We start from the raw sequence: 14,295 nt of genomic DNA, 5'->3' as shown, positions 1-14,295 counted from the left end.
TTTCATTATAAAAACAACTAAAAATCATTCAAAAACATTCAGATACATTCAATCTGTCACAATTATAACACAAAAAACGGTCAATAAATGACCGTTTTTTGTGTTTATGACTGTTTTCTTAACCACTCCACCACTTCTTGCACGAGTTTTGGATGAATTGGTTCATCAATCGCCTCGCGGTATTCTTTATGAAGCGTCAGAAGAGAATGCGGCGAATCTCGCTCCACGAGAAGGTGATTCATGTCATCGATGATAGAGGACGTAACTTCCCCTTTCGTCTGAATCATATGGACGTGTTCCGGTGGGACTTGAACGTCACGTCCCCCTGTAATCGCAAGGACCGGAACTGTGACATGTTCTAACCGCTCTCGTACGTCATACGAGGCATGTTCGCGAATCCATTTCGCGTTCACGACTTGTCCCCGATATTTAAATGCGGATACGTTCGTACGTAAAGATCGCTCGAGCAAATCATCCTGTCGTTGCCTTACTTTTTTCGCCACACCTGTCACTCGGTAAAACATGCCTTTCAATCCTTTGACCCGTTCGACATCCTTTGCTAAGGCGTCTGCTTGATACAAAAACATCTGTTTCGATGACTCATGGAATCCTGATAATAAAATGAGTCCATCCGCTTTCGTTTCAAGCTGAACGGCAGGTGCGAGGACTGCTCCCTCGCTGTGGCCAAGTATATAGAGATGGTTCACGTCCGCTAGTTGCCGAATCGTTCGCACCACAAGAATCGCATCGTTAATCAAATCATGTAGACCGACCTTATTAAAGTCACCATCCGACTTCCCGATTCCTTGCTTATCGTATCGGAACACGTTGTAACCATGATCGTATAGTGCCTCAGCTAACTTGGCGTACGTATTAAAACCGACGCCACCCATATTTCCGTCACGGTCACTCGGTCCGCTCCCGCTCAACATGACAATGGTCGCCCGAGGCTCCTCATGTGAAAGAAAAGTTCCTGCAATCGTTCCATATGCTGTCGTAATCGTCATCTCTTGTTTCATCGTATCGCCTCCACTTCTATCATACCCGAAACCGGCCACCAAAAAAATATGTCGCTGTCTCATCGGACAGCGACATTATGTGTGTAATTAATTTGTCAGCCAAGCGTGAAGAAAATCGACAGCATTGGATATTCCTTCTTCTGAAAGGCGTTCAAAGGAATCTTTCTCCGTCAGCACATGCCAACTCCCTTCAAGTGAGTCACTTAACGTGAGATATGTGAGTTTCGCTTCATCATATGCATCGCCAGGGGAACTCGCTAACGAGCGAACTTCTAATTCTTCAAACGGCTCCTCCTCAAGCAGAGAATAAGATTTCATTCCTTTCGTCCGAACGAACAAGGGACCGTCCCCTGTTCCAAGAATATCGAGCATGACGACCGCATCGATTTTCTCTGTTCGATTCGTCAGACGTTCAAGATAATCGTCACTCGCTTCTTTCGAGTTACCATTCCCGTTCAAAAAGACATATCGAATCGTGTGCTCAGGCAACTCAGCATTCATCACCTGCATCAGGTGGTATAAAACAGTTGAGGGACCGACCGTAGATAAATAATGTGCGCCGTGCCATGTTGAATCAAGTCGTGACATGATGATGATTTCCTTGTCTGACTTACCCGTTTGAACAAATTCGACATATGGGATTTCTTCGTGGTAGGGCTTGACCCTTACGGTTTGATCATCCTTCAGCTGTTCTGCCGTTTCCGAGTCTATCCCTGTACCGTCTAGTGGTAAATAGGATGATGTAATCAAATAACCCATATCAGATGAGTTATTTTCATACGGTGTGATGATGTATCCAGCAGCCCCTTTTGAAGCAAGTAATGACAAATAAGCGTTCGCTTCTCGGTCATTCAAAATCTCTCCAGCGTAGTCGATCGTGTACGCATCTTCTCCGTTTTCGTAGGAAAACTCGGTCGTCGGTAATACGATCACTCTTCCTTTAACGTCGGGAATGTTTTGTCCCCATTGCATATGTAAAACTTTACCTTTAAACGGTTTTTCAAACAACATGTTCGAATACCCTTCAAACGTCTCGCCCTCAATCAGGAGTTCGGACCAATAAGTCGTTCGCTCTGTGTAGTGAACGATTCGATCCATTTCAACCTGTAAATCGGTTCCTAATGTTTCAAAAAAGTCGGCACTTTCCCAACTGTCTGCACTTCGGTCGATTGACGAAAAATATTCAGCCGTCTCAATCGGCGTCGGATGAATCGGGTTGAAAAAGAGGAATACTGTCGCTACCGAGCGTAGCAGACCGATGATTAATAACATTCTAAATTCTCCACTCTATAAGGTAATTAGCTATGTATGCCAAGTTTTATTATAAATTGCTATTTATATTGTGACTATTTAATTTTTCATCAATTTCAATATAATTTTGGGATTTATTTTTGTATTTAGGAAACAATAAAAAAGTGCCCGCTCTCTCGAACGGGCACTTTGATCGATTCTTTACTTATACACCTTCGTACGCTGCGTACATAATCTCTTTTAATTCTTCGACGAGCGGCATTTTCGGATTCGCCGTCGTACATTGATCTTCGAAAGCGTCGACTGCCATTTTGTCAATCTTCGCATCGAGTTCTGCTTTCTTGATGCCTTGCGCTTTGAACGATAGTTTGATGTTCAACCGTTGACCGAGCTCGATAATCGCTTGGACGAGTGACTCGACACCTTCAGCTGTCGTGCTTGCTGGAAGTCCGAGGTAACGTGCGATTTCTGCGTAACGCTCGTCTGCGATAAATGACTCATATTTCGGGAACGCCGCAAGTTTTGATGGGCGTGTAGCGTTGTAACGGATGACGTGTGGCATAAGAATTGCATTCGTACGACCGTGTGGTACGTGGAACTCTCCACCGATTTTGTGAGCGATCGAGTGGTTGATACCGAGGAAAGCGTTCGCGAATGCCATTCCAGCCATCGTTGAAGCGTTATGCACTTTCTGACGTGCTTCCGCGTCGCTACCGTTTTCATACGCTTTTGGTAGGTAGTCGAAAATCATCTTGATGGCGCGGAGGCAAAGGCCGTCCGTGTAATCGTTCGCCATGACTGAAACGTATGCTTCGATTGCGTGTGTCATGACGTCCATTCCTGTGTCAGCCGTAATCGATGCTGGTACGGTCATGACGAACTCAGGGTCGACGATTGCAACGTCTGGTGTGATCGCGTAGTCAGCAATCGGATATTTCACGTTACGTTTTTTGTCTGTGATGACGGTGAATGGTGTCACTTCAGATCCTGTACCAGAAGTTGTCGGGATTGCAATGAACATTGATTTGTTACCGAGTGTCGGGAACTTGTAAGTCCGTTTACGAATATCCATGAATTTCTGACGAAGGTTTGAGAATTTCTCTTCTGGACGTTCGTAGAAGAGCCACATCCCTTTCGCAGCATCCATCGGTGAACCTCCACCAAGTGCGATAATCATGTCTGGCTGGAAGTGACGCATCGCTTCGGCACCGTTCATGACCGTCTCAACAGATGGGTCTGGTTCGACTTGGTCAAAGATGCGATACTCGACGCCTGCAGGCAAGTTTTTGATAACTTTGTCAGCGAATCCGAGTTTGACCATCATTTCATCAGTGACGATCATCGCCCGTTTTTTCGATGTGAGTGATTGAAGGTACTGTACTGAGTTTTTCTCGAAATAGATTTTTTCAGGTACTTTGAACCATTGCATATTCACGCGACGTCTCGCCACCTTTTTCACGTTGAGTAGATGTTTCGCCGTCACGTTTTCTGAGACGGAGTTCTTACCGTAAGACCCACAACCGAGCGTGAGTGATGGGGTCATTTCGTTATAAAGGTCACCGATTCCACCATGTGCTGAAGGTGAGTTGACGATGATGCGGCAAGCTTTCATGCGAAGACCGAATTCGAGGATCGCATCGTCATCTGTTGAGTGGATGACCGCTGTATGACCAAGACCACCGATTTCGAGCATTTTTTCAGCGATGGCGAATCCTTCTTCACGCGATTGTACTTTATAAGCACCGAGAACCGGGCTCAATTTCTCATGAGAAAGAAGTTCAGTTGCGCCGACCGTTTCAAGTTCAGCAATCAAGATTTTCGTATCAGCTGGTACTTTGAGTCCTGCTTTTTCAGCGATCCACGCTGCTGGCTTCCCTACGATTTCCGGGTTAACCGCGCATGTGTCCGTGCGGATTACGAGTGTTTCAAGTTTTGCTTTTTCTTCAGGTGAGCAGAAGTAGCAACCAAGTGCCGTCATTTCGGCCTTCACTTCTTCGTATACTTCCTGGTCGACGATGATCGCTTGTTCCGACGCACAAATCATACCGTTGTCGAACGTTTTTGAAAGGATGACGTCAGAGATGGCACGTTTCACTTTCGCAGTCTTGTCGATATAGGCCGGTACGTTACCAGGTCCGACACCGAGTGCTGGTTTACCAGTCGAGTAAGCGGATTTGACCATCGCTGCCCCACCAGTCGCAAGAACCATTGCCACACCAGGGTGGTTCATGAGTGCTTTTGTAGCGTCGAGCGATGGAACTTCAACCCATTGGATCAAGTTTTCAGGAGCACCTGCCGCTACCGCTGCGTCACGAAGGACACGTGCAGCTTCACTTGAGCATTGTTGAGCCGATGGGTGGAAGGCGAAGATAATTGGGTTACGTGTCTTGATGGCGATGATTGCTTTGAACATCGTGGTCGATGTAGGGTTTGTGACCGGTGTGACCCCAGCGACGACACCGACTGGTTCCGCGATGTACGTGATTCCGTTTTGAACATCGTCTTCAAGGACGCCAACCGTTTTTTCTCCACGGAGTGAGTTGTAAATATATTCTGTCGCAAAGATGTTTTTGATCATTTTGTCTTCAAAGACACCGCGACCTGTTTCTGTATGTGCTAATTTCGCAAGTGCGACGTGTTGCTCAAGTCCAGCGAGCGCCATCGCTTGTACGATATGATCGATTTTCTCTTGGTCGAACGTCATCAACGTATCGAGTGCGACGTGTGCACCCGCTACGAGCGTATCCACCATTTGTTCTGCCGTAGTTTCTACTTTTGCTTTCTCTTTGACTGCCATGTTAGGTTCCTCCTCATAATTGAGAGCTTTTAATGAACATATTGACTTGATGGAAGACACAATGTGATGACTGCTTTCAAGAGATTGTGCTTTCCTTCACATTCATAGAATACAATGTTTTTCAGATTTTGTGGGTGACAACATTGTGAACTCTTTCACAATATTTTTTCGCCTTTTGTTGATAGCTCTTGATTTTTATATGCGTCCTCAGTAAAATCGAATGCGTTTTCATGAAAATGTAAGTCACTATCCATGTAAACGCTTACATTAATTGTGTCTGTTGTATCTCTTCTATGCTGTATCAATCGTCACATCAACCCGTTTTTAGGTTCAACTGCACCTAACTCGTGTATAATGAAAGTAGAACCTAACTAGGAAGTGAATCTACTATGCCGAAACAAGATGCAGCGGACCAGTTCGTCAAACTGATCCCTTTAATTCGTCGTAAACTGCTACGTCGATCTGATTTTCCACAAATCCCGAACTTGAACTTCTCTCATTTCCATCTATTGATGTTGATTGAGGACGAGGGGGCTGTCACGAACGGTCGAATTAGCGAGACACTCTCCATCGCACCGCCGAACGTCACCCCGCTCATCACGAAACTATTGAATGAGGGCTATATCACACGCGTACCGGACGAACGGGATCGTCGGGTCATTTGGAATCAGTTGACAGAGAAAGGTGAACGTATTTTACTCGAACGGAGAGACTCGTTCCGCAGACTCTTCGAGGAACGTCTCGCCTTTCTAAATGAAGATGAAACCGATCGACTCATTGACAGTCTGAAGACGCTCACCGAGATTGTTGAGAAGATGGATAAAGGTGACGAGTAAAACTTCTCTCGTCAATTCACGCAACTTCTTATATAATCTGTAATGAATCTACGTACAAATGGAAAGAGAGATGACATGTAATGGGTCGTAAATGGAACAACATTAAAGAGAAGAAGGCGTCGAAGGACGCTAACACGAGTCGCGTCTATGCGAAGTTCGGTCGCGAGATTTATGTGGCCGCCCGTCAAGGGGAACCTGATCCTGAGTTGAACCAGTCATTAAAGTTCGTTGTGGAGCGTGCGAAAACGTATAACGTGCCTCGTGCAATCATCGATCGCGCCATCGATAAGGCAAAAGGTGGCGACGAGGAAAACTTCGATGAACTTCGTTATGAAGGATTCGGACCGAACGGTGCGATGGTCATCGTCGATACGTTGACTAATAACGTGAACCGTACAGCATCTGAAGTCCGTGCCGCATTCGGTAAAAACGGAGGAAACATGGGCGTCAGCGGTTCGGTCGCGTACATGTTTGATGCGACAGCAGTCATCGGTGTGAACCAAATGTCGGCAGATGACGTCCTTGAACTGATGATGGAACACGACCTTGACGTCCGTGACGTCATCGAGGAAGACGAGACGGTCATCGTCTATGCCGAGCCAGAAGCGTTCCATGCTGTTCAGACTGCGTTCAAGGCTGCTGGGGTTGAAGAGTTTGCCGTAGCGGAGTTGACGATGCTTCCACAAAATGAGGTATCGCTCGATGACGAATCGAAAGAACAGTTTGAAAAATTAATCGATGTTCTCGAAGACTTGGAAGATGTGCGCCAAGTCTATCACAACGTCGACATGTAACATGCCAGCGATAACTTTCACGAGTTATCGCTTTTTTCATATTCGATTTGACAAGGGTCACGTCATATGTTAAATTTCAAAAAGTCTTTATCATATTAAAGTGATACCAAGAGAAAGAAAATGTGAAAGGTGTTGGATCAATATGAACGCAGTACTACTTGCTGTTATCGTCTTGTTTGCACTCGCCATCAGTCGTGTGCACATTGTATTGTCCTTAATATTAGCTGCGCTAGTCGGAGGGCTTGTTGGAGGGCTTGGGTTTAACGATACGTTGACCGCTTTCAGCGACGGTCTTGGCGGCGGAGCGAGCATCGCCCTTAGTTACGCACTTCTCGGTGCATTTGCCGTCGGATTATCGAAGACGGGTCTACCGGACGTCTTAGCTGAGAAGTTGATCGCGATGTCAGGTCGTGACGTATCAGGCAAACGCGTGAGTTATGTCAAAGCGTTCTTATTGTCGCTTCTCTTATTGTTGTCAATCAGCTCACAGAACGTGCTTCCGATTCACATCGCCTTTATTCCGATCGTGATTCCGCCGTTACTCGTCTTATTCAATGAATTGAAATTAGATCGCCGTCTCGTCGCAACCATCTTGACGTTCGGTCTCGTGACACCTTATATGTTGCTACCTGTCGGGTTCGGCGGGATTTACTTGAACGAAATTTTGATTGCAAACGTCGAAGCGAACGGTTTGGCTGTCGGAGACGTCAACATCGTCTCGATTATGGGAATCCCAGCGTTAGGGATGGTCGTCGGTTTGATTGCCGCGTTCATTCACTACCGGAAACCGCGTTCGTACGAAACAATCGCACTAGGACCAACTGATTATGAAGTTCGTCAAATGAGTGGTTTCAAGATGATTATGACGCTCGTCGTTGTTCTAATCGTCCTCATCGTCCAATTGCAGACGGAGTCGATGATTGCATCGGCGGTGACAGGATTGATCTTGCTTTCCATCTTTCGCCTCATCCCATGGTCAGAAGCCGATGACATTTTCACGAGCGGGATGCGCATGATGGCATTTATCGGTTTCGTCATGATTGCCGCTAGTGGATTTGCAGCCGTCATTCGTGAAACAGGCGCAATCGATCCGCTTGTCAATGGCGCGAGCAATTTGATGGGTGATTCTAAAATGATTGCAGCTCTCGTCATGTTACTCGTCGGACTCGTCATCACACTTGGAATCGGGTCGAGTTTCTCAACCGTTCCAATCATTGCGGCGATCTTCGTACCGCTTTGTGTACAGTACGGCTTCTCTGTCGAGGCGACGATTGCTATCATCGGGACTGCAGGTGCTCTTGGTGACGCCGGAAGTCCTGCGAGTGACTCGACACTCGGTCCTACGAGTGGATTGAACGCTGACGGTCAACACGATCACCTTCGCGAAACTGTTTGGCCAACGTTCTTACACTACAACATTCCACTCATCATCTTCGGTGTGATTGCCGCGATGGTACTTTGATCATTTTTTCCGTCGTGAATAAATGGTCCCTAATAAAATCAGGATGAGAATAAACCAGATTCCCGTATACATGAGGATTTCGGTGAACATAAAACTCCTCCTAAACAAAAGATAAGGAGCGACGGCTGTCGCTCCTTTTTATGATGAGGTTTTTAAGACGGTCTTGCAAGTTTCGAGATACGCATCGACCACTTCCGCCACTTCTCGTCCTTCTCGAATTGCCCATACGATTAAGCTTTGACCTCGTTTCGCATCCCCAGCGACAAAGGCGTTGTCCACTGCTGTATGAAAATCTTTCGTCTTCTCGACACCAATCTTTCTCAACTCGTGCTCCGGACGCTCAAATCCGATTGCGACGAGGACAAGGTCCGCAGGGTACATCTCCATCGAGTCTTCTTCTACGAAGAATGTCGCTTGACCATCTGGGTTGATCACTTTCGTCATTCGTTCCGTTTCGATTCCGGTGACTCGCCCTTCTTTCGTAACGATTTGGTTGGAGCGAATCAAGTACGTCCTCGGGTCTTTCTCATAGACCGCAAGTGATTCAGCGTACGCATAATCGGTCGTAAGCGTGTCAGGTTGAAGCGGCCAAGGTTTCTCAGGGGCACGAAGCAACCCTTTTGATGGGTGCTTCCCAAACTGAACGACTGATTTTGCGCCTTGACGAATCGCCGTCGCCACGCAATCGGCTCCTGTATCTCCACCTCCGATGACGATGACGTTTTTATCTTTGGCATCGTAAACGGAGGCGAGAGAAGCTCCTTTACGTTCATGCATGGATGCCGTCAAATAATCCATCGCCATTTCAACGCCAACAGCATCATCGCCGTCGATCCCGAGCGTGCGTTGTTTCTGAGCCCCTGTCGCAAAGATGACCGCATCGTAATCGCTCCGAAGCGATTCGACCGTCACGTCGGTACCGACTTCCACGTTCGTCCGGATAACGATGCCCTCTTGTTCGAGTAAACGAACACGACGTCTTACGACATCTTTATCGAGTTTCATGTTCGGGATTCCATACATGAGAAGCCCTCCAGCTTCATCCGCCTTTTCGATAATCGTGACCGAGTGCCCAAGTTGATTCAATTGATCGGCTGCAGCCAACCCGGCTGGACCACTTCCAATGATGGCGACCGTCATCCCGGTTTTTCGATGGACCGGTCTCGGTTTTACCCAGCCTTCTTCAAATGCCCGGTCAATGATCGTTCGCTCAATCGATTTGATGGCAACCGGATCTTCACTGATCCCGAGTGTACATGATCCTTCACACGGTGCAGGACAAACTCTTCCCGTGAACTCGGGAAAGTTGTTCGTCTCCATCAATCGATGGTAAGCACCCATCCAGTCCGCTTTCGTGACGAGCTTGTTCCATTCTGGGATATAGTTGTGGATCGGACAACCGATCGTCTCCTGACCAATCAAATCGCCGACGTGACAGAACGGTGTGCCGCAGTCCATACAGCGTGCGGCTTGTTGTTGGACGGATTGATCATCCATACGAGACGCATATTCATCATAATCCCTCACTCGCTCCTCGACATGACGTTCTGGCAGCGTCGTTCGCGCGATGTTCAAAAAGTTATGTTTCATACGGTACCTCCTTCAGTCACGACACGGAACAATTCAAGTGCTCGGTCGGCCTCACTCAATTCCGGACGATTCGCCTCAATTTGACGCATCACGTCTAAGACGTTCGCATAGTCTCTCGGAACGACTTTCACAAAGTGTGAACGTACTTGTTCAAATGTCTCTAAAATCGTCCGAGCTTTGACACTGTCCGTGTGGAATTGATGTGCTTCGAGAAGCGCATAAATTTGTTCCATGTCCTCATCATCCAGTTCTCGTACGACGGAGACGAGTTCTTTATTCACGAGTTGTTCATAGGCTTGCGTGCCGTAAATATAAGCTGTACCACCAGACATACCGGCTGCAAAATTTCGTCCGATCTGTCCAAGTACAAGGACCGTTCCTCCGGTCATATATTCACACCCGTGATCCCCAACGCCTTCTACGACTGCCGTCGCACCAGAGTTACGAACGGCGAACCGCTCACCGACGTGCCCGTTAAAGAACGCCTGACCGCTCGTCGCTCCGTATAAGCAGACGTTACCGGCAATCATTTGTTCACTTTCATCGAACGGGGCATGCTTTTCAGCGATCAAAGCAAGTTTCCCACCACTCAAGCCTTTGCCGATATAGTCATTCGCATCCCCGATGACAGAGATGGTGATCCCGCTTGGTAAAAATGCTCCTAGACTCTGTCCGGCAGATCCGCTAAGCCGAAGCGAGATCGTATCGTCCGGTAGGCCAACCTGACCATGAACTTTCGTCACTTCAAACCCTAACTGCGTTCCGACCGCCCGATCCGTATTTCGGACCCGCCCTACGAAGAACGTCGGTTGGGTAGAAGTGATGGAGCGTGATACAGCAGGGATGAGCTTGCGATGGTCATAAGAGCGGTATGCCGGATGCGGTAGTTCTTCTCGTTCTGGTAACGGAGTCGGCATCGAGAGCATCGGGGACAAATCTAAACGCCCCGCTTTCGGATGATTCGTCTTCCATTCACTTTCTTCGAGTAAATCCGTCCGACCGATCACGTCGTCAAGCGATGTCACACCGAGTGATGCTAAAATTTCTCGGACTTCCTCAGCCAAGAACGTCATCAAATTGACGACATGTTCCGGTTTCCCCATAAATTTCTGACGAAGTACGGGGTCTTGTGTCGCGACACCGACCGGGCAAGTATCTAAGTGACAAGCGCGCATCATGATACATCCGAGGACGACGAGTGGTGCTGTCGCGAATGCAAACTCTTCCGCCCCGAAGATTGCCGCCATGACGATATCGCGGCCTGTCATGAGCTTCCCGTCTGTCTCGAGCGTGACTCTACCTCGTAGCCCATTCAACGCGAGCGTTTGATGTGTCTCGAGGAGACCGAGTTCCCACGGGAGTCCTGTATGCTTGATGGACGTCTTCGGAGATGCACCGGTTCCGCCATCGTATCCACTAATGACAATCGTATCCGCGTTCGCTTTCGCCACGCCCGCTGCAATCGTTCCAACTCCTGATTTCGAGACGAGTTTGACACTGATTTTTGCATTCGGGTTCACATGCTTCAAGTCAAAGATCAGTTGCGCTAAATCCTCAATTGAATAAATATCGTGATGCGGAGGCGGCGAAATGAGACCGACGCCTGGAACCGACCCCCGGACTTCAGCGACCCATGGATACACCTTGTTCCCTGGAAGTTGTCCGCCTTCCCCAGGTTTTGCACCTTGGGCCATCTTGATTTGAATCTCATCGGCATGGTACAAATATTCGGCCGTCACACCGAAACGTCCACTCGCCACTTGTTTGATACGACTGATTCGTTCATTTCCAAACTCGTCCGGCACGAAGCGGGCACGGTCTTCCCCGCCCTCACCCGAGTTACTTTTCGCACCGATTTGGTTCATCGCGATGGCGAGCGTCTCGTGTGCTTCTTTCGACAATGACCCGAACGACATCGCTCCCGTTTTAAAGCGACTTACAATTGAGGTGATCGGTTCAACATCATCAAGCGCCACAGGACGTTGTGCTTTAAAGGCGAACAATTGACGGATGAACTGTCCCGAAGACTCGTGCAATTTCACGTAGGCATCATAATATTTTCGTTCGTTTTCACGGCAAGCGCGTTGCAACAAATGAATCGTCTTCGGATTGAACGCATGTTCTTCCCCGTCTGAACGCCACTGAAAATCACTGCCCGCTTCAAGGGGACGATTCGTCGTATAGGCAGATTTATGGAGCGTTTTCGCCTCATCTTCTAATTCAATGAATCCAATCCCTGATAGTTGAGACGTCGTTCCCCGGAAATGTGTTTCAATCATATCTCGGTCGAGGCCGACAGCTTCGAAAATTTGAGCCCCGCGATAACTTTGAATCGTCGAGATTCCCATTTTTGACATGATTTTGACGATCCCCTCAACGACCGCCTTTTGGTACGAGCGAACAGCCTCTTCAAATGAATGAACAATCTGCTCATTCTCCACCAAGTGTTGAATCGTCGCATAGGCAACGTAAGGATATACCGCATCGGCCCCATATCCGATCAAAGTCGCTGCCTGATGCACTTCTCGAACTTCTCCACTCTCACAAACGAGACTACAGTTCGACCGCAAGTTCTCCCGAATCAAGTGTTGGTGCACCGCACTGAGTACGAGAAGCGCAGGCATGGCAATCCGGTCATGTGACATGAGGCGATCAGATAGAACGATTACGTTCGCGCCATTTCGTACGACCTGGCTGACGTTTTGTAAAAGGGCTTCAAGCGACGCCTCTAAATCATCCTCGAACGTTGTATCGACGCGTGTGAGCTTGAGTCGCTCATCGATTTGATTGAGTGTCGCACCGTCAATGATTGGATGATCCAACCATACTCGTTTGGCATGGCCACGTCCGGTATGGACCGGATCTCCTTGCGGACCGATCCAAGTAAATGTCGCCGTGACGATTTTCTCCCGTAAGGCATCGATTGGCGGATTCGTCACTTGAGCGAAGTGTTGTTTGAAGTAATGGAAGAGCGATCGAGGGCGTGTGGAAAGAACAGCAATCGGTTGATCGTGTCCCATCGATCCAATTGGATCTTTCTCGTCTTGGATCAACGGAATCATATACTGTTCAATGTCCTCTTTTGTATACCCGAATGCACGTTGCACACGTTCGAGTTCTAAGACACTCTGCTCCTGAACACCTCTGTCCTCTATTTTCATCATTTGTTTGAGCCATTTATGATACGGCTCGGACTTCGCAATCGTCTCTTTAATCTCCTCGTCCGGAATCAAACGCTTCTCGATCAAGTCAATCAAAAGCAATTGTCCAGGTCGTAGTCGCTGTTTTGATTTCACGTTCTCGGCGTCGACTGGGATGACCCCTGTCTCTGATGACAGAATCAACTCTCCATCCAACGTCTCGACGTAACGCATCGGCCGTAACCCGTTTCGGTCTAAGATTGCTCCGATTTGTCGCCCGTCCGTGAAGACGACCCCTGTCGGACCATCCCACGGCTCCATGATGGAAGAGTGATATTGATAGAAGTCACGTTTGAACGGCTCCATCTTTCCTTCAACAAACGGTTCAGGAATCAACATCATCGCTGTGTGCGCAATCGAACGACCGGTACGTGTGAAGAACTCGAAGGCATTATCAAGCATCGATGAGTCACTCCCGTCCTCCTGAAGGACAGGGAACAGATGGTTCACGTCTTCAAACAAGTCTGTCGATGTGACCCCTTCGCGCGCTCGCATCGCATCAATATTGCCTCGTAACGTATTGATTTCTCCGTTATGGACGATCATGCGGTTCGGATGGGCTCGTTCCCAGGAAGGAAACGTATTTGTTGAGAATCGTGAATGGACGATTCCGAACGTGCTCTTGTAGTGTGGAGATTGCAAGTCCAAATAAAAAGCGTCGATTTGAACAGGCGTCAACATCCCTTTATAAACAATCGTTTTTGTCGATAGACTTGCAATATATAAGTGTAACGATTCGACTTTTTCAATCTTTCGACGGAGTTCATAGAACACACGTTCATTCGCATCTTCATCGAGGAACGGACATGAGATAAACCACTGATAGATGACTGGTTGTGTCACACGTGCATGTTCTCCGATTTGTGTCGAATCCACGGGAACTTCTCGCCACTCGATGGTCGAGCAGTCTAATTCATCCGCCATACGCTCCATCAATTTGATTTTTTCTTGTAGTCGATCTTCAGATGGCTGAAAAAAAACCATTCCGACAGCGTAGCGACCGAGTGACGGAAGGTTCATCGTTTGCGTAAACAATTCATGTGGGATTTCGGTCATGATACCTGCACCATCGCCGGCATCGATGACACCTTGTCCTCCTCGGTGCTCCAAGTTGCATAACATCGAGAGGGATTTACGGACAATCTCATGTTTTTTTAGTCCGTGTAGATTGACGTATAATCCAATCCCGCATGCGTCTTTTTCAAATCTTGAGTCATACAGTCCAACTCGACTCATATCATCGACCCCTTTCACTCACAGTTTCGTAATTAACATTCTGTTCTAAATATTCTGAAAAATCAAGTGGACTGTATGTATTTTTGCATAATAGAAATGTCTGCAAACGT

Annotated in this window: 8 protein-coding genes; 3 read left to right on the top strand and 5 right to left on the bottom strand. The window is 47.7% G+C overall.

The features are described 5' to 3' along the window. Positions 1-104 precede the first annotated feature (104 nt). The 3 genes from KNO91_RS08380 to adhE all read right to left on the bottom strand — a co-directional run bounded on the left by KNO91_RS08380 (position 105) and on the right by adhE (position 5,067). The gene (locus KNO91_RS08380) at positions 105-1,019 is read right to left on the bottom strand and encodes an alpha/beta hydrolase (RefSeq protein WP_214795285.1); all 915 of its coding nucleotides are present in this window, start codon (positions 1,017-1,019) and stop codon (positions 105-107) included. A gap of 87 nt (positions 1,020-1,106) precedes the next feature. Then, positions 1,107-2,291: a zinc-binding metallopeptidase family protein gene (locus KNO91_RS08375; RefSeq protein WP_214795287.1), complete on the bottom strand. Its 1,185-nt coding sequence runs from the start codon at positions 2,289-2,291 to the stop codon at positions 1,107-1,109. A gap of 184 nt (positions 2,292-2,475) precedes the next feature. Next, entirely contained in the window at positions 2,476-5,067 is a 2,592-nt protein-coding gene (gene adhE / locus KNO91_RS08370; RefSeq protein ID WP_214795289.1) for a bifunctional acetaldehyde-CoA/alcohol dehydrogenase, read from the bottom strand. A 389-nt stretch (positions 5,068-5,456) separates the two neighbouring features. On the opposite strand from adhE, the gene KNO91_RS08365 reads away from it, so the two are divergent. The 3 genes from KNO91_RS08365 to KNO91_RS08355 all read left to right on the top strand — a co-directional run bounded on the left by KNO91_RS08365 (position 5,457) and on the right by KNO91_RS08355 (position 8,159). Then, entirely contained in the window at positions 5,457-5,903 is a 447-nt protein-coding gene (locus KNO91_RS08365) for a MarR family winged helix-turn-helix transcriptional regulator (RefSeq protein ID WP_031423822.1), read from the top strand. A gap of 80 nt (positions 5,904-5,983) precedes the next feature. Beyond that, positions 5,984-6,697, top strand: a complete 714-nt coding sequence (locus KNO91_RS08360) for a YebC/PmpR family DNA-binding transcriptional regulator (protein WP_214795291.1) — start codon at positions 5,984-5,986, stop codon at positions 6,695-6,697. A 142-nt stretch (positions 6,698-6,839) separates the two neighbouring features. Further along, complete coding sequence (locus tag KNO91_RS08355; RefSeq protein WP_214817480.1) at positions 6,840-8,159, top strand: Na+/H+ antiporter family protein; 1,320 nt, start codon at positions 6,840-6,842, stop codon at positions 8,157-8,159. A gap of 138 nt (positions 8,160-8,297) precedes the next feature. On the opposite strand, the gene KNO91_RS08350 is transcribed toward KNO91_RS08355, so the two are convergent. Next, positions 8,298-9,749: a glutamate synthase subunit beta gene (locus KNO91_RS08350; protein ID WP_214817477.1), complete on the bottom strand. Its 1,452-nt coding sequence runs from the start codon at positions 9,747-9,749 to the stop codon at positions 8,298-8,300. Beyond that, entirely contained in the window at positions 9,746-14,185 is a 4,440-nt protein-coding gene (gltB, locus tag KNO91_RS08345) for a glutamate synthase large subunit (RefSeq protein WP_214817474.1), read from the bottom strand. The genes KNO91_RS08350 and gltB overlap by 4 nt, the downstream gene beginning before the upstream one ends. Positions 14,186-14,295 lie beyond the last annotated feature (110 nt).

Source organism: Exiguobacterium sp. s59, assembly GCF_018617475.1.
In the GTDB taxonomy this organism is placed as follows: domain Bacteria; phylum Bacillota; class Bacilli; order Exiguobacteriales; family Exiguobacteriaceae; genus Exiguobacterium; species Exiguobacterium aestuarii.
This window is presented reverse-complemented; position numbering and strand designations above follow the sequence as displayed.